Raw genomic sequence first — 20,335 nt, 5'->3', positions numbered from 1 at the left:
ACACATGAAGCGGCAACTTCGCAGCAACGCGGCGGCGAACGACGGCGCGATAGCCGGCGACGCATCGGCCCACGGCAACGCAGCAACGCGCGCTTGAACGCGGCATTATCCCATCGCGCCGGTACAATCACGCGATGACTTCCCGCGACCTCACCTTCGTTCTCGGCGGCGCCCGTTCGGGCAAGAGCGTGCACGCCGAACGGCTTGCGAGCGACAGCGCCCTGCCCGTCACGTACATCGCCACCGCGCGTGTGTCCGGCGACGCCGAATTCAGCGCGCGCATCGCGCATCATCGCGAGCGGCGTCCGGCGCATTGGCGGTTGCACGAAGCGAGCGTCGATCTCGCTGGCGCGGTTGCGCAACTCGACGCGCCTGGCCACTGCATTCTGATCGACTGCCTGACGCTGTGGCTCGCCAACCTGCTGTGTCCGCCCGAAGGCGACGGCCTGCCCGTCGACCGCTATCAGGCGCATTGCGCCGCGTTCGAAACGGCGCTCGTCAACGCAAGAGGCAAGCTCATCGTGGTCAGCAATGAAATCGGCCTCGGCGTGGTGCCGCTCGGCGCGGCCACGCGCCTCTATGTCGACGAACTCGGGCGGCTCAATCAGCGCGTCGCCGCGTTGAGCCGCCACGTCACGATGATGGTCGCGGGCTTGCCGCTCGCGCTGAAAACAGCCGGCGGCGCGTGATGCTGTCGCTGCCTCTCATCGTCACGCTGACGGCTGCGGGCGTCGTCATCGACCGCTGGTTCGGCGAGCCGCGCACCGCGCATCCGCTGGTGGTTTTCGGCAAATGGGCGATGCGGCTCGAAGCGCGTCATAACCGCGGCCGGCGCTTGCGGCTCAAGGGACTGCTCGCGTGGTCGCTGGCGGTCATGCCGCCCGTGTTGATCGCCTGGTGGCTGGTCGCGGCGCTGCCGTTTTTTGCGGCCTGCGCGGTGCATGTCGTGCTGTTGTGGTTCGCGCTCGGCGCACGCAGCCTGCACGATCACATCGCGCCGATTGCGCAGGCTCTCACGCAACGCGATCTCGCGCAGGCGCGCTTGCTGACTTCACGCATCGTGTCGCGCGACACCAGTCAGGCCGACGAAGCCGCGCTCTCGCGCGCCGCCGTCGAATCGGCGCTCGAAAACGGCAACGACGCGATCTTCGGCGCGCTCTTCTGGTTCGCCATCGCGGGCGGTCCGGGCGCGCTCGCGTTTCGTCTCGCCAACACGCTCGATGCGATGTGGGGTTATCGCACGCCGCGCTATTTGCGCTTCGGCTGGGCGGCCGCGCGCCTCGACGACGTGCTCAACTGGATTCCCGCGCGGCTGACCGCGGCGAGCTACGCGCTGCTGGGCGACACGCGCACCGCATGGCGCTGCTGGCGCGAGCAGGCCACGCGCTGGGACAGCCCGAACGCCGGACCGGTCATGGCCTCGGGCGCGGGCAGCCTGAACGTGTTGATCGGCGGGCCGGCGGTCTATCACGGCGTGCTCGAGGACAGGCCGACGCTCGGCTTCGGACATCCGGCGAAAGCCGCTCACATCGTGGCGGCATTGATGCTGGTCGAACGCACGCTCGTCCTCTGGCTGGCGGTGCTGATCGTGCTGGCGTTGCTGAGCGTGCCGTTTCATGGCTGATCGAATGCTCGATTCAATCACCGCTGGCGGCGTTGCCATCCATGCCGTGGTTCACGGCGGCAATCTGTACGAAGCGGCGCAACGGTATGGCATTCCGTACGCGCAGTGGCTCGATCTTTCGACGGGCATCAATCCGCACGGCTATCCGGTGCCGCCCCTTCCCGCCGACGCCTGGCGCCGTCTACCCGACGAAGGCGACGGCTTCGCCGCCTGCGCCGCGCGATATTACGGCGCGCCGGACGCGGAACATGTGCTGCCCGTTGCCGGAAGCCAGGCGGCGATTCGCGCGCTGCCCTCGCTGCTGCCACGCGCACGCGTCGGCATCGCGGCGCTCACGTACAGCGAATACGCGCCCGCTTTCGAGCGGGCCGGCCATGAGGTCATGCCGCTCGATGCGTCCCGCGAAATCTTGCCCGACGCGCTCACGCATGTCGCCATCGTGAATCCGAACAATCCCACCGCCGAGCATCTGAGCGCCGGCAAGCTGTTGCACTGGCATGCGCAATTGAGCGCGCGCGGCGGCACGTTGCTCGTCGACGAAGCGTTCGCCGATACGATGCCCTCGCAATCGCTCGCGGCCAGCACGAATCGCGACGGCTTGATCGTGCTGCGCTCGCCGGGAAAATTCTTCGGCCTCGCGGGCGTGCGTGCGGGTTTCGTGCTCGCCGCGCCCGCGTTGCTCGATGCGTTGCGCCGCACGCTCGGTGCGTGGACGGTCAGCGGTCCGGCGCGTCACGCCGTGAAAGCCGCGTTCGACGACGAGGCGTGGCAACGCGAGATGCGCGCGCGGCTCGATGCCGAAAGCGCGCGCCTCGTGAAACTGCTGCATGCGCAAGGTCTGAACACGCGCGGCACGCCGCTCTTCGCATGGACCGACGACGCACGCGCCGCCGCCTTGCATGAAGCGTTGGCCCGGCGCGGCGTGTGGACGCGGCTGTTCACGCCGTCGGGCAGCGTGCGTGTCGGCCTGCCCGCGAACGAACCGGAATGGGCGCGCTTCGACGAAAGCTTGCGCGAGGCGGTTCGAGAGATCGATTCCCCGTGACAGCGGATCAAAGCCAACGATGCGAATAACAGGAACCGTTGTCCGATTCACCCGCCTCGCGCGACCAACGCGCCGCCACTCGATGACCCGCTTCGCCCTCACCGTCTTCTTCTGCGTTGCCACGCTGCACGCCCACGCCGCGATCACCGTCACCGACGACACCGGCGCCGGCGTCACCCTTGCCGCTCCCGCGCAACGGGTAATCAGCCTGGCGCCGCACGTCACCGAATTGCTGTATGCCGCGGGCGGCGGCGCGAAACTGGTCGGCGCCGTCTCCTACAGCGACTATCCGCCTGAAGCGAAGCAAGTGCCGCGCGTCGGCGACAACAAGGCGCTCGACCTGGAACGCATCGTCGCGTTGAAGCCCGATCTGATCGTCGTGTGGCGGCATGGCAATGCGCAGCGTCAACTGGATCGGTTGCGCGAGATGCACGTGCCGTTGTACTTCAGCGAGCCGCATCATCTCGACGACATTGCCGTATCGCTGACCAGGCTCGGGCAATTGCTGGGCACCTCAACCACTGCGGATAAAGCGGCGGCCGAATACCGCCGGGACATCGCGAGATTGCGCGCGCAATATGCGAGCCGGCCGCCCGTCAGCGTGTTCTATCAGGTGTGGGATCAACCGTTGATGACGCTCAACGGCGAGCACATGGTCAGCGACGTAATCGCGCTATGCGGAGGCCGCAACGTATTCGCCAAACTCGAACCACTGGTGCCGACCGTCTCGACCGAAGCGGTGCTCGCCGCGAACCCGGAAGCGATCGTCACGGCCGCGCCCGGCGCGACCAGACCGGACACCACGTTGCCGCAGCTCGGCGTATGGCGCGCCTGGCCGAGCCTGAGCGCGGTGGCGAACAACAACCTGTTCGCCATCGACGGCGATCTGATCAACCGGCCGGCGCCGCGTATCGCTCAAGGCGCAAGGCAACTGTGCGAAGACCTCGAAGTGGCGCGCTCACGCCGGAAATGACATCAACGTAACGCGGTCTCGGCGCGCTTGAACGGCCAGTGTTCGAACTCGGATAGCCGAAGCCTGTAACGCGCGACGTTGCCGGGATAAAGGTGATCGAGATCGGACTGGATCGCGTCGACAAACGACGACAGGTCGCCCGCGCTCACCCGCTCGCGCGCGAGTGTTTCAACCTCGCTCCGCGAGCCCGCGAGGCCGCCGCGAATCACCTCCTGCACCACCTGTATCAACGCATTGCGATACTTGAGCCGAAATGCGTCCGGCTCGCCGATCGATTGGCGAATCGCCAGATAGCGCTGGCACGAACGCTCGTAGGCCCACATGAAAACGTCGCGCAACAGATCGACGCGATTGGTTTCGTAGACGCCGAGCGTGCCCTCGATATACGCCTTCCGCGGAACGTCCACGAACGATAGCGGACACAGATTCTCGCGAATCAACGGAATGTTCGCGGTCAAACGCGAGACCCGCTTGTTGACGTCCTCGAACGGTTGCAGGTACGGCAGGTGCACCATGCTGAAAAAGGCCTGTTCGAAGGGATCGTCGATTTGCGCGGCCTTGTTCAGCAGCGCCTCGAAGCATTCCGCGATCTGCTGCGGCACGGCGAGCGGAAAAAACACGGTGCCGCTGATCTCCACTTCGCGCACGCGCAAGCGACCGCTCGCGAACGGGTCCGACATCAGGTTGTCGGAGAGGATCGCGTGAAGGTTCAGGACGGTGAAAGGGTTGAAGCCCACCTCGTCGGCGCTCTCAACGATCATTTCGATCGCGGCCTTGTGGTTCAGGATCATCTGCGTTTCCTGCGCGTCCTTGCCCTCCGCGATCTGCCCTTGCTCGATCAACCGCACCGTATCGAGCCGCGTGTAGGTATTGCCCTCCAGCCGCGACGACGCCCACGATAAATCGATCAGAAGCCGGCCCATGATGTCGCGCGCATAAGTGCCCGCCGGCCGCGCATCCGCCGACGTGCGCCCCCACTCGTGAAGCCGCTCGCGCTGTGACTGCGATAGATAAGCATCCTGATTCGGACGATAGCGCTCCAGAAAAGCGCGGTTGTAGCCGACCGGCCGGCGTTCGTGGAGCGGCCGGTTCACCTCCGCGCGCACTTCGAGGCCGTCGCTCGAGACCGGCACATAAGCCTCGCTCGCGGTGCTTGCGCTGCCGGTGGGCTGCGCCGGAAGAACGGCGTCGCTGGAAGCGGGCACTCGCGTGTAGACGAGCGCCCGTCCCGCGCCTTCCGAGCCGATGCGGCCGGCTTCGAGCAGCCCGTCGAGCCGGCGTTGCAGCGTGCGCCGGGGCATGGGATGCCCGCGTGCGGCAACGGCCGCGGCGAGCGCGCGCACGCCTTGGCCCTCAGCGCTTGCGGCGATGAGCTGCTCGATCAGATCCAGTTCCTGTTTGATGCCATTGCTGTTCATACGCGCCACCGTGCAGTCGAAGTGGCGCGATTAGCACGGAATAGCGCCACCTTTCCAAGAATTATGGCACGGAACACGGGTTTCGTGCCAAATCCAGCGGCACAAAGTGGCACGAAACGCGATATCGTGACAAATTTTCGAGAAAAGTGGCACGCAAGTCAAAACGAGGTGGCGCAATTTGAATGCAGCGTTGGCGCGGACTAATCGTTGCTCGAATCCGCTCACGCATTCCACCGCACCAACGACCACTGCCGCGCCTCGTCATCGCGACGCAGCCAGACAATCCCGGTCATATCGAGCGACCACCGCAGACAGCGCTCCAACGGCACGTCCAGCACCAGCGACGCGATGGCCCGCATGACGCCCGCATGCGTGACCACGTAAGCCGGCGTCAGCTCGCGCGTTTGCGCGAACGCGTCGAACCACGCGCGCACCCGCGCGACGAATTGCGTCACGCTTTCGCCACCGTGCGCCCGCGCGTGCTCGAAGTTGGCCGCCCAGTCGTCGAGCAACTCGCGATCGATCGCATCCCAACGCCGCTCTTCCCAGTCGCCGAAGTTCATCTCCTTCAGACGATCGTCGTGACTGAGCGCGCAGCCGAAATCGTTCGACATCGCCGCCGCGAGCGCCGCGCAGCGCGTCGACGGACTCGACATCAACACGCGCGGCGCCGGCACCTGCAACGCGGCGAGCCGCAACGCGAGCGCCGCCGACGACACGTCGGCATCCTCGACGAGCGCGACGTCGCTTTGGCCGTAACAGACGCCGGCATCGACCACGACGGCGGGGTGACGAATCAGGACGATATCCATGCGAGCCCCATGAGATAGATGCTCAATTCGAAGACCTGCTGCGCAAAGCCGAGGCAATCGCCGGTATAGCCGCCGAGTCGTCTCACGAAATAACGGCCCATTGCGAAGCGCAGCGCCACCAGGACGAGCAGCGTCACGGCCGCGAAACGCCAATCCGCTGAAGCAGGTCCATTCGGCCACAGCAACCACGGCAAACCGAATAGCGCCGCACAAAGCAACGCGGGCGCGGAGAGGCGCTGCGCGACCGGTTTGGCCTTGCCTTCCGCGCGCACGTAGTCGAGCGTGGCCAGATAGCTGATCGCGAATGCGCGGCTCGCCGCGTGCGCGCCGATCATCAGGCCCGCGGCGCGCATCGGCGGCAACGCGGCAAGCGTTTGCCACTTCAGCGCCAGGGCGATCACGAGCGCGATCGCGCCGAACGCGCCAATGCGCGAATCGTGCATGATGCGCAGCACGTTCTCGCGCGTATAGGCGCCACCGAACGCATCGACGCAATCGGCGAGACCGTCTTCGTGAAACGCGCCGGTGACGAGCAGCGACGCGGCCATCGACAACAGCACCGCGACCCCCGCTGGAAACACACGCAGCGCCGCGAGATAGACCAGCGCGCTCGATCCGCCGACCAACAAACCGACGAGCGGAAAATAACGCGCCGCCGCATTCAGATAGTGCGGCTCATAACCGACCCAGCGCGGCACGGGCACGCGCGTGAAATAACCGAGCGCGGTGAAGAAATAGCGCAGTTCGGCGAGCGGATTCATGGGTGGGCCGGAGGCAGGTTTCGAGACGATGGATCACGCATCGCGATTCGCGACGCCGGCCGATTCGAAGCTCGCCATCTCGTTGACGAACGCCGCCGCCGCGCGCAGCAGCGGCACCGCGAGCGCCGCGCCGGTGCCTTCGCCGAGACGCATATCCAGCGACAACAACGGCTGCGCGCCGAAATGATCGAGCATGCGCCGATGCCCCGCCTCGTTCGACGCATGCGCGAACACGCAGTACTCGCGCACGTTCGGCGCGAACGCATCGGCGACCAGCAGGGCCGAACTGGCGATGAAGCCGTCGACCAGAATCGTCATGCGCGCTTGCGCCGCCGCGAGATACGCGCCCGCCATCATCGCAATCTCGAAGCCGCCGAAGGTCGCGAGCACGTCGAGCGGATCGGAGGAAACGGCGTGACGGGTGAGCGCCGACGCGAGCACGTCGCGCTTTTTCGCAAGCCCCGCGTCGTCGAGCCCGGTGCCGCGGCCGACGCATTCTTCGATCGGCACGTTGCACAAACGGCTCATCAGACAGGCGGCCGACGAGGTGTTCGCAATGCCCATCTCGCCGAACCCGATCACGTTGCTGCCGAGCGCCGCGTGATGCCGCACGCGCGCCGCGCCCGCCTGCATCGCGGCCAGCGCGTCGTCGCGGGTCATCGCGGGTTCACGCGCGAAGTTGCGCGTGCCGGCCGCGACCGGAATGTCGACAAGACCTTCCGACGACGGCAACGGTGTCGCAATGCCGGCGTTGACCACTTCGAGCTCGATGCCGGCAACGCGGCTCAATGCGTTGATCGCCGCGCCGCCAGCCAGGAAGTTCGCGACCATCTGCGCGGTCACCGCTTGCGGATAGGGGCTCACGCCTTCATCGGCAATGCCGTGGTCGCCGGCGAATACGATCAGCGCCGGGCGCTCGACGGTGGGATGCGTCGTGCGCTGAATCAGGCCCATCTGGCGCGCGAGCGCCTCGAGCCGTCCAAGACTGCCCGGCGGCTTGGTCTTGGTGTCGATGATGTGTTGCAGGTCGTCGCGCAGCGTTTGATCGAGCGGTTCGACTTCGAATAATCCCGACGAGCGTGGCAAGGAAGTCATAAGGTTTTTTAAAAGGAAGGTTTTGACAAAGCGCTCAGCGCGGCGCGGGAATCAGCGCCTCGTGTTCGCCGTCGCGAATCAGGATCAACGGATAGCCGAATGCGCGGCTCGTCAGCGCGGGGGTCAGCACGTCGTGCACCGGTCCGGCGTAAGCGCCGCCGTCACCGTCGAGCAATAGCGCATGGGTCGCGAAGCGGCGCGCGAGGTTCAGATCGTGACAGGAAAACAGCACTGTACGCCCAGGCTCATGCGCCCACCCGCCCAGCGCTTCGAGACAATCGATCTGGTGGTGCAGATCGAGATGCGACAGCGGTTCGTCGAGCAGCAGCAACGGCGCGTCCTGACATAACACCGCGGCGAGCGCCACGCGTTGACGCTCGCCGCCCGAGAGCGACAACACGTCGCGCGTGGCGAATGCGGCGAGGCCCAGCAATTCCAGCGCGGCATGCGCGGCGTCGCGATCGGCCTCGCGCTCCCAGCCCCAGCCGGTCAGATGCGGGAAGCGATTCAGCATCACGATGTCGAGCACGCTCGCACTGAACGCGTCCGCTGCGCTTTGCGGCATCAGCGCGCGGCGTTGCGCGAGCGGCAGCGGTTGCCAGTCGGCCAGGCGCACGCCGTCGAGTTCGACCTGACCCGCCGACGGCTGCAACAGACCCGCGAGCGTGGCGAGCAGCGTCGTCTTGCCCGCGCCGTTCGGGCCGGCGACGCACCAGAGTTCGCCTTCGTAGAACGTATGCGTGAACGCTTCGAGCAAGGTGCGCGTGCCGGCACGCAAGGTCAGGCGTTGCGCGCTGAGCGCGGCGTGGGAGGCGTCGTGTGCTTTCATCATCGGCGCCTGTGCAGCAGCATCCACAGAAACACCGGCACGCCGATGATCGAGGTGATCACGCCGACCGGCAACTGCGCCGGCGCTATCGCGGTGCGCGCGATCAGATCGGCGCCCATCACCGCGACGCCTCCGCCGAGCGCCGCAGCGGGCAGCAGCATGCGCTGATCGTTGCCGAACGCGAGCCGCAGCATATGCGGCACCACGAGGCCGACAAAGCCGATCGTGCCCGCGGTGGTCACCGCCGCAGCCGCCGCCAGCGACGCCACCAGGTACACGCGCAAGCGCAGCGGCACCACGGCGACGCCCAACGCTTGCGCGGCGGCATCGCCGCGCAACAGGACATTGAGCCGCGGCGCGGCGGGCACGATCGCAAGCAGCGCGACGGCGAGCACGGCGAGCGCCGTCCACGGCATCGCCCCGCCGTTGAGATCGCCGGTCAGCCAGAACAGCATGCCGCGCAAGCGATTGTCGGGCGCGAGGTTCAGCAGCAACGTGATGAGTGCGCCCCAGCCCGCCGCGATCACCGCGCCGGTCAGCAGCAAACGCGGCGACGTATCCTGCGGCTCGCCGCGCCACAGCTCGCGGCGCGCGAGGCCGAGCACCAGCAGGATCGACACGAACGCGCCGGCGAATGCGCTGGCGTCGACGATCCACCACGCGCCACCCGCGATCATCGCGACGAGAGCGAACGTCGCCGCGCCGCCTGACACGCCTAACACGTAGGGTTCGGCCAGCGGATTGCGCAACAGCACTTGCAGTAGCGCGCCGGCCAACGCGAGCAACGCGCCGCATGCGAAGCCCGCCAACGCGCGCGGCAAACGCAGCGTGCGAACGATCTCGGCGGTCAGATCGGCGGACCCGCCATGCGCCGAGGACGAGGGCATCAGCGCCGCCAACACGCGGCCGGGCGGAAGCGCCACGCTGCCCAGTGCGAGCGACGCCATCAACACGACGAGCGCGACCACCGCGAGCGCAAGCCAGATCGCGGCGGCACGCTTCGCATTCATGACGCGCATCGTGCTCGTGGTTGGGGTGGTCGAACTCGAACCGCGGTTCATCGGCGCGTGCTCATGCAGGAACGTTCGTCACTGCTGCTGCCAGCCAACCGTGACATACGCACCGCGCCAGGGCGAGTTATACGAGTAGGCCGTTTCATAGTCCTTGTTCAACAGGTTGTGGATTTGCGCGGCCACGTACCACGCTTTCGTGATGTTGTAGCGCGCCGACAGATTCACCACACCGTAGCCGCCCAGCTTGCCGCTGCTATCTTCGCGCGCGCCGCTCACGATCCACTCGCCGCCCACGCGCCAGCAGGCGATGCTGCGATTCACCGCGAGCGATCCGAAACGCCGCGCGCGCCGCAGAAGGTCGGCATCTTTGTCGAGGTCGACGGGATTTTGCAGCGTCAACGACGCGCGCACGTCCGTCTTGCCGACATGGCCGCTCCACGATCCTTCGAGTCCCTGCACCTTCGCATGCCCGACGTTCTCGGCCAGATAGATGCCGGGCGTCACCTGCTGATAATCGATCAGATTCGAATAGCGCGTCTGGAACGCGCTCAGGCGCATCACGCCGAGCGCGTTCGACGCGTACTGCAACGCGGCCTCGATCGAATGACTGCGCTCCGGCTCGATCGACGCGTTGCCGCTGTACGGATAGTACAGATCGTCGAAGCTCGGCGCGCGAAACGAATCCGAATAGCTTGCAGTCGCCTTCCAATGGCCGGTGATGTCGAAACCGTAGCCGAGATAGTAACTGTTCGCTCCGCCGAAATCGGAATACTGGTCGCGCCGCACATTGGCCTGAATCTGGTTGCGCCCAAAGCGCCCCGTATAGCCGACGAAACCCGAATCCACATGACGATCCGGCGCCGCGAACGTATCCGAGTCGAGGCTTTGATCGAGATGCTCATAGCCCACCTGCAACTTCTGCTGCGCGGCGAACGTGAAATCGTTCTGCCACGTGTACTGGCGATTGTCGGTATCGAAGCGGCCGTTATAGATGCCGTTGGTTTTCGACACGCTGCGGTCGTCGCCTTCGGAGACGATGAAGTGGGTGGTCCACCAATCGGTCAGCTTGCCGTTCGCGAACACCGACATCTGACGCACCTTGCTATACAGATTGTTTGAATCGGTCGGCACGCCATACGCGTTGTCGTAACTGTTGTTGCCGTTCGACTGGAAATACGTGACGCCCGCGTTCCATTGGTCGTTGAACCTGTGACGCAGCGAAGCCGAAATGCTTTCGTTCAGATAGCCGTTTGCGTTCGGATTGGCTTGCGGCGCCTCGCGCGGATTCAGCGACGAGAAGCCGTCGCCCTTCGAACGGGCGAGCGACAGGTTGAAGGTGGTGGCGCCGTCCTTATCCAATGCGCCGTTCACGCCGGCCTGCTGCGTCTGCGTGTGATAGCTGCCGTAGCCCACCGAAAAGTTGAAACGCGGAGGATGGTCGCCACCGTCTTTCGTGAACACCTGCACCACGCCGCCGATCGCGCCCGAACCGTATAGCGCGGACCCGTTGCCGTTCACCACTTCCACGTGATCGATCTGGTCGAGCGGGATCTGCGCGAGTTGCGATGTACCGAGGGTCACCGAGTCGACCCGCACGCCGTCGATCAGCACCAGCGATTGCGTCGACGACGCGCCACGCAAAAACAGACTCGTGGTCGAACCAGGGCCACCTGTACGCGAGATTTGCGCGCCGGGGGCGAGTTGCAGCAGGCCGGGCAAGTCGGTCGCGGTGCTGTCGGCGATGTCCTGCTGATCGAACAGCGCCGTCGGCGGAATCGCGTCGGCGAGCGCTTGCGGGCCACGCCCCGCCGTGACGACCACCGGCGACAACACGATGGGCGATGAACCTGCAGCCGCGGCAGCCGCGGACGAGGTGGAAGAAGACGCATCGGAAGAGGTGGAAACAGCAGCGGCCTGAGCGTGCACGACGAGCGGCACGCCCGCAAAAACGAGCCACGCCGCGCGAGCGATGGGGGACAGCATGGGATGACATTCCTGTGGGTAACGTGCGCGGCCCGCTTCCCCGCAGGCCGATGCGTAACGAGGCGCCCGCGCTTTTCAACGTTTTCGCGGACGTTCCTCTCCCTCTGGCCGGTATCCGGGCTGGCGACACATCGATCCCGCCTTCCCACGCGTGACGCGCAGTGGCACACTCGCACGTTCAGCTTCGAACACGCGATCAGGACCGACCTGCATGATGAATGCGGTCGCTTACCGTTGCGGGGGCAGCGCAGGTTCGCGCGTTCTGGCGAACGACGCGCCCTGCTTCCCGTTTAACTGCGCGCACTATGAAAGCGCGCGCGGGCACCAGAGTGCGGCCAGTTTAGGAGCGGCCCCCGAGCCCGTCAAGAATCGTTGATCGTTGCGCGATCTGTTCGGTTAAGTGCGGGTTATTGTCCGATGCGCGAGTACTTTTTCATCATATGGTCGATCAATGCCTGCATAAAGCGAGGTTGTTACGTCTCGAAACGAGACAAATGTCGGAACCCGCGATATTCCGCGCTAAAATGCGATGTCTTTAGAGGACGCAGCACATGCTCACCGAACTCGAAACACTTTCACAGAACATCGGCAAGCTGATCGCGATCAGCCAGCGCCACAACGAAGCGCGCCTCGCGCTCGAAGAGCAGCTCGCCCAATCACGCGCCGAAGTCGAAGCCACGCGCACGGAACTTGCAATGCTTCGCGAGGAACGCGATGCGCTGCAAGCGGAACGCGACGCACTGTCGGCCAAGATCGACGACGCCCAGGTGCGGCTGAATGCGATTCTCGAGAAACTGCCGCGGGCACGCGCGCACAATGAGCCGGACAACCAGCTCGATCTGCTCGAGCCCGCTCAGCATCAAGCCGAAACCGGGAGCGACGTGACCCGCCACGGAGAAAACGCATGACCACGAAGCAGATCGAAGTGTCGATTCTCGGCGTGCCCTATCGTCTCGCCTGCTCGGCTGAAACAGAAGGCGCACTGCTTGAAGCGGTCGCGCGTGTCGACGCCGAAATGTCGAAGATCCGCAATAACAGCAACGTGCGCGGCACGGATCGCATTGCCGTCATGGCTGCGTTGTCGCTGGCATCGGAACTGCTTAAGCTGCAAAGCAGCGTGCGGCACGGAGAAGCATTTCCCGCTGAGGAAATCCGGCGTACAATGCATCAAATGAACGAGCAACTGGGTACTGTGATCGAGCAGTACAGCATGCAATAACTATCTAGTGGCCGGTCGCGAGATTGGCTGCGGATTCAAGCGAAGTGCATGAGCGGTAGTCAATAAGACTCGGCAAACGTTTGAATTCCATCGTTTTAGTTTCATCGGTTTAGCTTCCCTGCCTGGTTCGCCAAGGTCATATATTCCTTGAACCAATGCCATGTGCACGGTTGCGGAAATTTGTAGCACGGGTGTGCGCGTCACTCTGTCTGATGTACCCGAAGTGTTGCTAACTGCGACCAATTCTGAACCCCCGGTTCAGGATGCCGGCCTAGCGGCTAAGGCGGGGACCTTATTTGGAACGGCATCGGACTTCGGTTCGGTGCCGTTTTTCTTTGGGCCTCGATTTTCTTCCGCATCTTCAAACCCTTAACGTTCCAATTCGATTCATGCGCTACTGGCTAATGAAGTCCGAACCGGACGAAGCAAGCATCGACCATCTCGCCAACGCACCGCACCGCACGTTGCCGTGGACCGGCGTGCGCAACTATCAGGCGCGCAATTTCATGCGCGACATGATGCAGGTCGGCGACGGCGTGCTGTTCTATCACTCGAGTTGTCCCGAGCCGGGCATTGCGGGGCTCGCCGAGGTATCGTCCACCGCTTATCCGGACCCCACCCAGTTCGACACGAAGAGTCCCTACTACGACCCGAAGTCGTCGCAGGAAACGCCGCGCTGGATGCTCGTCGACGTCGTGTTCAAGAAGAAGATTCCGCTGATTCCGCTTGCCGCATTGCGCGAGCACGAAGGGTTGAAGGACATGCGCGTGCTCGCCAAAGGCAACCGCCTATCGATTACGCCGGTGACCGAAGCCGAATGGCGCTTCATCACCCAACGACTCATTTGACATTGCACGTGCACGCGGCACGTTACGGCGCAATCCATGCGCCGAACTGCGCGCAGCAAGGATCAAGCCTGTCAGGCAACGTCAAATTAGGGAACCAAGCTCAGGTTACAAGCGCCTAACGGACTCGCAAACGCTGGACCGCAAACGCCGTGCCATTGGCTCATGCCGATGGCGTCGCCAATGCGCGGCGTTCGCTCCGATCGTGCATCACCTGTTCAGGCAAGGAGTCCAACAATGAAGAAAAACACCGCACGTGCAATCGCGCTCGCTCTCGCATGCATCGCTCCCACCGCGCTTGCGCTCACGCCGGCCGTGGCTCGCGCGCAGAACGCGCCGCAGTATCAGCCGGCGGGCGTGCTGTCGCTAAACGCACAGGCCAGCGCGGACGTGCCGCAAGACGTGGTCGACATCACGCTGTTCTACGAGCAGGAAGCGAAGGATCCGTCGGCGCTCACGTCGACGTTGAATCAGCGCGCCGACTCGGCGCTGCAAAAAGCCAAGGGCGTGAACGAGGTGACGGCGCGCACGGGTTCGTTCTCGATCTATCCGTCCACCGATCGTGACGGGCGCATTTCCGCATGGCGCGGCCGCACCGAGGTCGTGCTCAAGTCGCGCGACTTCGCCGCGGCTTCGAAGCTCGCGGGCCAATTGGCATCGATCATGCAAGTCGGCAACGTACAGTTCTCGCTGTCGCCCGAAGCGCAGCGCGCCGCGGAACAGAAGCTCACCGGCGAGGCCATCAAGTCGTTCCGCGAGCAGGCCGCTTCGTCGGCGCAAGCGTTCGGCTACGGCGGTTATTCGATTCGTGAGGTCAACGTCGGACACAACGGCGTCATTCCGCGCCCCATGATGATGATGAGCGCGCGCGCCATGAGCGCCGACGCCAAGGTCTCGGCGCCCATGCCGATCGAAGGCGGCACGTCGACCGTGACGGTCAACGTATCGGGTTCGGTGCAAATGAAGTAACGCGTTTTGCGCTGAATCTCACGCACCGCTGTTAAAAAGCCACGGCATGCCGTGGCTTTTTAATTGACTACGAAGACAACAGATAGGGCGGCGCTCAGTTCGCGCCCGCCGCCACCGCCGGTTCGCGTCGCGCCCGGCGATAAGACCACACCAGCATCGCGATGCCCGCGACGATCATCGGCAGCGACAGCCACTGCCCCATCGACAGCCCCATTGCCAGCAGCCCAAGGAAGTCGTCCGGTTCGCGCGCGAATTCCACCGTGAAACGCGCGAGGCCGTAGCCGATCAGGAACACCGCCGAAATCGCGCCCAGCGGCTTCGGTTTGCGCGAGAAGAAGAACAGCACGAAGAACAATGCGACACCTTCCAGCGCGATCTCATACAACTGCGACGGATGACGCGGCAGCATGTGATATTGCGTGAACACTTCGCTCAGATGCCATTGCGCGCCAAGCTGCGGATGCGCGGCGAGCCATGCGGCGTCTTCCGGCGCGGCGCCCGGAAACAGCATCGCCCACGGCGCGGCCGGGTCGGTCACGCGGCCCCACAACTCGCCGTTGATGAAGTTGCCGAGGCGTCCCGCCGCGAGCCCCGTCGGCACCATCGGCGCGACGAAATCGGTGACTTGCAGCCACGAGCGTTTGCGCTGATGCGCGAACAGCGCCATGGCCACCGTCACGCCGAGAAAGCCGCCGTGAAACGACATGCCGCCCTCCCACACCTTGAAGATGTCGAGCGGATGCGCGAAATAAAAACTCGCCTTGTAGAACAGCACATAGCCCAGCCGGCCGCCGAGAATCGTACCGAGCACGCCGTAGAACAGCATGTCGTCGATGTCCTTCGCGGTCCAGCCTTGTGCGGCGACATACGGCAAGCGCAGCCGCAGCCGGCCGACCACGATCGCCGCGATGAACGCGACGAGGTACATGAGGCCGTACCAGCGCACGGCGAGCGGCCCCAGATGAATGGCAATGGGGTCGAAATTCGGGTGAATGAGCATCGTGTTGTTATGGGCGGTTCAGGTTCAGAAGCGGATTGTTCAAGCGATTGTCGAATGGCGGAAAGCGGTGCACGCAGCGGGCGGCGCATGCGTTGGACGGTGCGGCGCGCAATGCGTTCGCGGCCGCCCCGCTGCTAAAGACGCGGCATGGACTGCGCCTCGACAGTGGCCGCATGCGCGCGCACGATTTCGATGAAGCCCGCGAGCACCGGGCTCACCTCCGCGGTGCGCCAGACCAGCCCCGTTTCGATCGCGGGCACCGACTCCGAGAGCGGCCGGTACACGACGCCGGTGCGGCGCAGATTACGCAACGATTGCGGCACCAGTGCGACACCCATTCCCGCCGAGACGAGGCTCACGATGGTCTGCATCTGGATCGCCTCCTGGCCGACGCGGGGCGCGAGGCCCGCCACGCCGTAGCAATCCATAATGATGTCATAAAAGCCCGGCGCCAAACGCCTTGGAAAGATCACGAGCGGCGCGTCGGCGACGTCGCGCAGGCTGACGGGCGTGTCGAGCCACTCGGCCTGCGGGTCCGCATCGGACCCGGCGGCGGCGCCTAGCCGCTGCGCCAGTTCCGTCGACATCGCAATCACCAGCGGCTCGCGGGCAATCGGCAGCCACGAGAGTTGCGTGGCATGACGCGACGGCAGCGGCGCGATCACGAGCCCTGCGTCGATGCGCCCGGCTACCAGTTCGTCCACCTGCACGTCGCTGGTGGCTTCGGTCAATTCGAGCCGCACACGCGGATGCCTCGCGCCGAAATCGCGCAGCAGCAGCGGCAGCAAGCCGTAGTCCGCGGTGGAGACGAACGCCAGCGACAGCACGCCCGCCTCGCCGCGCGCGAGGCTTTGCGCGAGCGGCCGCAAGCCCTCGGCGCTCGCCAGCAGGCGCTGCACCTCGGGCAGCAGATCGGCGCCCACCGGCGTGAGTTCGACCGAGCGCTTGGTGCGCGCGAACAGTTCGACGCCAAGCGTCTCCTCCAGCGCGCGAATCGCCTGCGACAACGGCGGCTGCGTCATCGAAAGGCGCGCGGCGGCGCGGCCGAAGTGCTTTTCTTCGGCGACGGTGACGAAATAGCGCAACTGGCGCAAGTCGGGAATGGCGGGCAGCATGATTAATAGATTTTACGACCTAGTCGAGCCCGAATAATATATTGGACAGGCGCTTTGCAAAACCGCATCCTTGCGCGACGCGTCGGAACTACACTGAACTGACGCGCCGGCGGCACCCGCCGGCAAGCGCATCGACAAGGTCCGCGGCGAACCTGCAGCCCGGGTCAAAACAAAACAGACTGGAGTTCCCCATGGCATACAACCGTCGTTCGAAGAACATCACGCAAGGCGTGGCGCGTTCGCCGAACCGCTCGATGTACTACGCGCTCGGCTATCAGAAGGAAGACTTCGACAAGCCGATGATCGGCATCGCCAACGGCCATTCGACCATCACGCCATGCAACGCCGGCCTGCAGCGTCTGGCCGACGCGGCCGTCGCCGCGGTCAGGGCCGCCGATGCGAATCCGCAGATCTTCGGCACGCCGACGATCTCGGACGGCATGTCGATGGGCACCGAAGGCATGAAGTACTCGCTCGTGTCGCGCGAAGTCATCGCCGACTGCATCGAGACCTGCGTGCAAGGCCAGTGGATGGACGGCGTGGTCGTGATCGGCGGCTGCGACAAGAACATGCCGGGCGGCATGATCGGCATGTTGCGCGCGAACGTGCCGAGCATCTACGTGTACGGCGGCACGATCCGTCCGGGCAACTGGAAGGGCACGGACCTGACCATCGTGTCGTCGTTCGAGGCAGTGGGCGAGTTCACGGCCGGCCGCATGTCGCAGGAAGATTTCGAAGGGGTCGAGAAGAACGCGTGTCCGTCGACGGGTTCATGCGGCGGCATGTACACCGCCAACACGATGAGTTCGTCGTTCGAGGCGCTCGGCATGTCGCTGCTGTACTCGTCGACGATGGCCAATCCCGATCAGGAAAAGGTCGACTCGGCCGCCGAATCGGCACGCGTGCTGGTGGAAGCGGTCAAGAAGGATCTGAAGCCGCGCGACATCATCACGAAGAAGTCGATCGAAAACGCCGTGGCCGTGATCATGGCCACGGGCGGCTCGACCAACGCCGTGCTGCACTTCCTCGCGATCGCGCACGCGGCCGAAGTGGCATGGAGCATCGAGGACTTCGAGCGCATGCGCAAGAAGGTGCCGGTGATCTGCAACCTGAAGCCGTCGGGCCAGTTCGTCGCGACCGATCTGCACAAGGCCGGCGGCATTCCGCAAGTCATGAAGATCCTGCTCGACGCGGGTCTTTTGCACGGCGACTGCATCACGATCACCGGCAGGACGATCGCCGAGGAACTAAAAGACGTGCCGGGCAAGCCGCGCGCCGACCAGCAGGTGATTTTCCCGATCGAGCAGGCGCTGTACAACGAAGGCCACCTCGCGATCCTGAAGGGCAATCTCGCCGAAGACGGCGCGGTCGCCAAGATCACCGGCTTGAAGAACCCGGTCATCACCGGCCCGGCCCGCGTGTTCGACGACGAGCAAAGCGCGCTGGAAGCGATCCTGGCCGACAGGATCGTCGCCGGCGATGTGGTGGTGCTGCGCTATCTCGGCCCGAAGGGCGGCCCCGGCATGCCGGAGATGCTCGCGCCCACTTCCGCGATCATCGGCAAGGGTCTCGGCGAAAGCGTCGGCTTGATCACCGACGGCCGTTTTTCGGGCGGCACGTGGGGCATGGTGGTCGGTCACGTCGCGCCGGAAGCGTTCGTGGGCGGCACGATCGCGTTCGTGCAGGAAGGCGACTCGATCACGATCGACGCGCATAAGCTGCTGCTGCAACTGAACATCGACGACGCCGAATTGCAGCGTCGCCGCGCGGCATGGCAGCAACCGAAGCCGCGCTACACGCGTGGCGTACTCGCGAAGTATTCGGCACTCGCGCTGCCCGCCAACAAGGGCGCGGTGACGGGCTGATCCAACGCCGTTGGGCACGCCGCGGATTCGGCCTGGTTGCGGGGCGAAGCTGAAGCTCCGGGTCGTGTGTGCATCGTGAGCGGTGAGCGACAAGCGGCTACGTAAAAGCGCAAAGGGGCGCACGGAAAACCGTGCGCCCCTTTGCTTTTATAATGCTTGCACCACAAGCCGGGCACCTGCACCGGTGGAGACCAGAATGAAATCAATGTCGTATGCAGCGCTTGCAATAGCCGGCGTGCTCGGCGCGATCCTAAGCGTCGGCAGTCCCGCGGCGCACGCGGAGGCCGCCGCCGGACTCATGCTGGCGCAGCAGCAGAACTGCATGAGCTGCCATTCGGTATCCCGTTCTTTCATGGGACCGGCACTGCACGACGTCGCGGCGAAATATGCCGTCCGCGAAGACGCCGTCACGTATCTGAAGCGCAAGATTCTGGATGGCAGCACGGGCGTATGGGGTCCGGTGCCGATGCCCGCCAACACGCAACTCACGCCTGACCAGGCGGCCACGCTCGCGAGTTGGGTGATGACGCTCAAGTGAAGGCGCTTTGCTAAAAGCGCCGAACGAAGGCGCCAAATGAAGGCGCCAGCAAGGGCGCCCCTGCTTCATCACATCAGGCGTTGCCTGAGCGCCGCGCCATTTCTTCTTCCACCGCGTCCCGTACCCAGCCGCTCATCTCGGTCTCCAGACTCAGCGCCACTTCACGCGTGATCTGGTTGACGAGCCTGGCGGTGTGGTCCTGCAATGCATCGCGGCAGCGCGCTTCGATGATGCCCCGTCCCTCGCCTGCCAGAAAACCCGCGAACCGTGCGCGCAGCCGTTCGGCAATCGCATCCGCATCGAGGCCCGCCTGTGCCTGGTCGACGGGTTCGCGAGCGATGTCCGGCGGCACGGTCGCGCCGGCCTCTAGCGGCGCAAACGGCTCGGTTCGGTCGAACACGCCGGGTTGCGCAGCCAGCGCGGCTTCGCGCTCGTGCAGCGAGTCAAGGGCGGGGTGCGCTCTTGTCCGCTTTCTCGGCTGAGCGTGTTCCGCGTGATGCGCGGGTTCCGCCGCCTGCGCGGAGTCCCGGGCAAGAGCAGGTTCGGCCGCATGTACCGGTTCGGGCGCAAGCACCGGTTCGACAGCGAAGCTCGGTTCGCGCGGGGCGCCGGGCTCGGCCGCCGGTTGCGTGGCCGCCGCGGGACGCGCCTGGGCAGGATTGCCCGGTACGAGAACCTCGTGCAGCACCGGGATCGAATTGTCGTTGGAATCGGACACGTGCGCTCTCCGTGTTTGAGTCGAAGCCGAGGCAGGCCGCGCGCACGCCGCATCCTAAGACAACGACACAACGCGACGCGGGCGTGATAAGACCTAACTGCCCTGCTTGTAATTGTTCAAAGCATAGCCGCGATCGCGATAGAAACGATAGCGTTCGCGGCCAGCAGCGAGTTCGTCGTGTGCGTTACCGACCACTTCCAGCAATCTTTCGAAACGCGCGAACTGCGGCGGCACCGTTGCCCCGAGATTGAGCAGCACCTGATGATGCGGCACATCGTCGAGGTTCGTGGCGAGCACGATCGGGGTTTGCGCGGCGAGCGGCGTGCCCGCCATGCAGTGCGGCACGAAGTCGAGCGGCGAGAACGTCCACAACTGTTCGTCGAACGCGCGCAGGCGCGCGGGCTCGGCCAGCACGATGGTCGGCTGGTTCGCCTGATACGCCTTGCGGACCAGGCGGCACGCATACAGCAGCGAATCGCCGACGTTCGAGTGAAAGTCGATTCTCGTCATCGG

Annotated in this window: 21 protein-coding genes, 1 other RNA gene and 1 riboswitch; of the genes, 11 read left to right on the top strand and 11 right to left on the bottom strand. The window is 64.9% G+C overall.

The features are described from left to right. The first annotated feature begins 134 nt into the window (after positions 1-134). From cobU to ACOCG7_RS16090, 4 genes are all read left to right on the top strand, one after another. The gene (gene cobU, locus ACOCG7_RS16105; protein WP_114162016.1) at positions 135-689 is read left to right on the top strand and encodes a bifunctional adenosylcobinamide kinase/adenosylcobinamide-phosphate guanylyltransferase; all 555 of its coding nucleotides are present in this window, start codon (positions 135-137) and stop codon (positions 687-689) included. After that, entirely contained in the window at positions 689-1,624 is a 936-nt protein-coding gene (gene cbiB, locus ACOCG7_RS16100; RefSeq protein WP_421379060.1) for an adenosylcobinamide-phosphate synthase CbiB, read from the top strand. Before cobU ends, cbiB begins: the two co-directional genes overlap by 1 nt. A 4-nt stretch (positions 1,625-1,628) precedes the next feature. Further along, entirely contained in the window at positions 1,629-2,669 is a 1,041-nt protein-coding gene (gene cobD, locus ACOCG7_RS16095; RefSeq protein ID WP_114162014.1) for a threonine-phosphate decarboxylase CobD, read from the top strand. An 82-nt stretch (positions 2,670-2,751) separates the two neighbouring features. Further along, on the top strand, positions 2,752-3,642 hold the full coding sequence (locus tag ACOCG7_RS16090) for a cobalamin-binding protein (protein WP_114162013.1): 891 nt from the start codon (positions 2,752-2,754) through the stop codon (positions 3,640-3,642). 2 nt (positions 3,643-3,644) lie between these two features. Here the strand turns inward: ACOCG7_RS16090 and ACOCG7_RS16085 are convergent, their stop codons facing one another. From ACOCG7_RS16085 to ACOCG7_RS16055, 7 genes are all read right to left on the bottom strand, one after another. After that, the gene (locus ACOCG7_RS16085) at positions 3,645-5,060 is read right to left on the bottom strand and encodes a Fic family protein (RefSeq protein WP_114162012.1); all 1,416 of its coding nucleotides are present in this window, start codon (positions 5,058-5,060) and stop codon (positions 3,645-3,647) included. 221 nt (positions 5,061-5,281) lie between these two features. After that, positions 5,282-5,872, bottom strand: a complete 591-nt coding sequence (gene cobC, locus ACOCG7_RS16080; RefSeq protein WP_083085813.1) for an alpha-ribazole phosphatase — start codon at positions 5,870-5,872, stop codon at positions 5,282-5,284. Further along, positions 5,857-6,633, bottom strand: coding sequence for an adenosylcobinamide-GDP ribazoletransferase (locus ACOCG7_RS16075; protein ID WP_083085811.1), 777 nt, complete (start codon positions 6,631-6,633; stop codon positions 5,857-5,859). Before ACOCG7_RS16075 ends, cobC begins: the two co-directional genes overlap by 16 nt. Positions 6,634-6,666: 33 nt before the next feature. After that, on the bottom strand, positions 6,667-7,728 hold the full coding sequence (cobT, locus tag ACOCG7_RS16070) for a nicotinate-nucleotide--dimethylbenzimidazole phosphoribosyltransferase (RefSeq protein WP_114162011.1): 1,062 nt from the start codon (positions 7,726-7,728) through the stop codon (positions 6,667-6,669). Between the two features lie 34 nt (positions 7,729-7,762). Then, a complete protein-coding gene (locus ACOCG7_RS16065; protein ID WP_114162010.1) occupies positions 7,763-8,560 on the bottom strand; it encodes an ABC transporter ATP-binding protein in 798 nt (265 codons plus the stop codon). After that, on the bottom strand, positions 8,557-9,618 hold the full coding sequence (locus ACOCG7_RS16060; RefSeq protein ID WP_114162009.1) for a FecCD family ABC transporter permease: 1,062 nt from the start codon (positions 9,616-9,618) through the stop codon (positions 8,557-8,559). The genes ACOCG7_RS16065 and ACOCG7_RS16060 overlap by 4 nt, the downstream gene beginning before the upstream one ends. Positions 9,619-9,645: 27 nt before the next feature. Next, positions 9,646-11,553 (bottom strand): TonB-dependent receptor domain-containing protein, encoded by a 1,908-nt coding sequence (locus tag ACOCG7_RS16055; protein ID WP_421379052.1) that lies wholly within the window; start codon positions 11,551-11,553, stop codon positions 9,646-9,648. 88 nt (positions 11,554-11,641) lie between these two features. Then, positions 11,642-11,897, bottom strand: a riboswitch (cobalamin riboswitch). 207 nt (positions 11,898-12,104) lie between these two features. Between ACOCG7_RS16055 and ACOCG7_RS16050 the strand changes: the two genes are divergently transcribed. The 5 genes from ACOCG7_RS16050 (at position 12,105) to ACOCG7_RS16030 (ending at position 14,586) form a co-directional block, all read left to right on the top strand. Next, positions 12,105-12,461 carry an ATPase gene (locus ACOCG7_RS16050; RefSeq protein ID WP_073431959.1) on the top strand — a complete coding sequence of 119 codons (357 nt, stop codon included), beginning with the start codon at positions 12,105-12,107 and terminating at the stop codon, positions 12,459-12,461. Then, positions 12,458-12,772 (top strand): cell division protein ZapA, encoded by a 315-nt coding sequence (locus tag ACOCG7_RS16045; protein WP_073431958.1) that lies wholly within the window; start codon positions 12,458-12,460, stop codon positions 12,770-12,772. Before ACOCG7_RS16050 ends, ACOCG7_RS16045 begins: the two co-directional genes overlap by 4 nt. 112 nt (positions 12,773-12,884) lie before the next feature. Beyond that, a non-coding RNA gene (gene ssrS, locus ACOCG7_RS16040) (6S RNA) lies at positions 12,885-13,066 on the top strand. A gap of 95 nt (positions 13,067-13,161) precedes the next feature. Further along, positions 13,162-13,620, top strand: coding sequence for an EVE domain-containing protein (locus tag ACOCG7_RS16035; RefSeq protein ID WP_114162007.1), 459 nt, complete (start codon positions 13,162-13,164; stop codon positions 13,618-13,620). 234 nt (positions 13,621-13,854) lie between these two features. Continuing rightward, entirely contained in the window at positions 13,855-14,586 is a 732-nt protein-coding gene (locus ACOCG7_RS16030; protein WP_073431956.1) for an SIMPL domain-containing protein, read from the top strand. Positions 14,587-14,680: 94 nt separating this feature from the next. On the opposite strand, the gene lgt is transcribed toward ACOCG7_RS16030, so the two are convergent. Both lgt and ACOCG7_RS16020 read right to left on the bottom strand, forming a co-directional pair. Then, entirely contained in the window at positions 14,681-15,586 is a 906-nt protein-coding gene (gene lgt / locus ACOCG7_RS16025) for a prolipoprotein diacylglyceryl transferase (protein WP_073431955.1), read from the bottom strand. Positions 15,587-15,720: 134 nt separating this feature from the next. After that, positions 15,721-16,701 (bottom strand): LysR family transcriptional regulator, encoded by a 981-nt coding sequence (locus tag ACOCG7_RS16020; RefSeq protein WP_114162006.1) that lies wholly within the window; start codon positions 16,699-16,701, stop codon positions 15,721-15,723. A 191-nt stretch (positions 16,702-16,892) separates the two neighbouring features. On the opposite strand from ACOCG7_RS16020, the gene ilvD reads away from it, so the two are divergent. Then, positions 16,893-18,566 (top strand): dihydroxy-acid dehydratase, encoded by a 1,674-nt coding sequence (ilvD, locus tag ACOCG7_RS16015; protein WP_114162005.1) that lies wholly within the window; start codon positions 16,893-16,895, stop codon positions 18,564-18,566. A gap of 196 nt (positions 18,567-18,762) precedes the next feature. Further along, entirely contained in the window at positions 18,763-19,104 is a 342-nt protein-coding gene (locus tag ACOCG7_RS16010) for a c-type cytochrome (protein ID WP_114162004.1), read from the top strand. Positions 19,105-19,177: 73 nt separating this feature from the next. Here ACOCG7_RS16010 and ACOCG7_RS16005 read toward each other — a convergent pair whose 3' ends face one another. Both ACOCG7_RS16005 and ACOCG7_RS16000 read right to left on the bottom strand, forming a co-directional pair. Continuing rightward, positions 19,178-19,822: a DUF2486 family protein gene (locus ACOCG7_RS16005; protein WP_114162003.1), complete on the bottom strand. Its 645-nt coding sequence runs from the start codon at positions 19,820-19,822 to the stop codon at positions 19,178-19,180. Between the two features lie 93 nt (positions 19,823-19,915). Beyond that, positions 19,916-20,332 (bottom strand): DNA polymerase III subunit chi, encoded by a 417-nt coding sequence (locus ACOCG7_RS16000; protein ID WP_114162002.1) that lies wholly within the window; start codon positions 20,330-20,332, stop codon positions 19,916-19,918. Between the last annotated feature and the right edge of the window lie 3 nt (positions 20,333-20,335).

Source organism: Paraburkholderia sp. DD10, from assembly GCF_049177125.1.
GTDB classification, from domain to species: domain Bacteria; phylum Pseudomonadota; class Gammaproteobacteria; order Burkholderiales; family Burkholderiaceae; genus Paraburkholderia; species Paraburkholderia terricola.
This window is presented reverse-complemented; position numbering and strand designations above follow the sequence as displayed.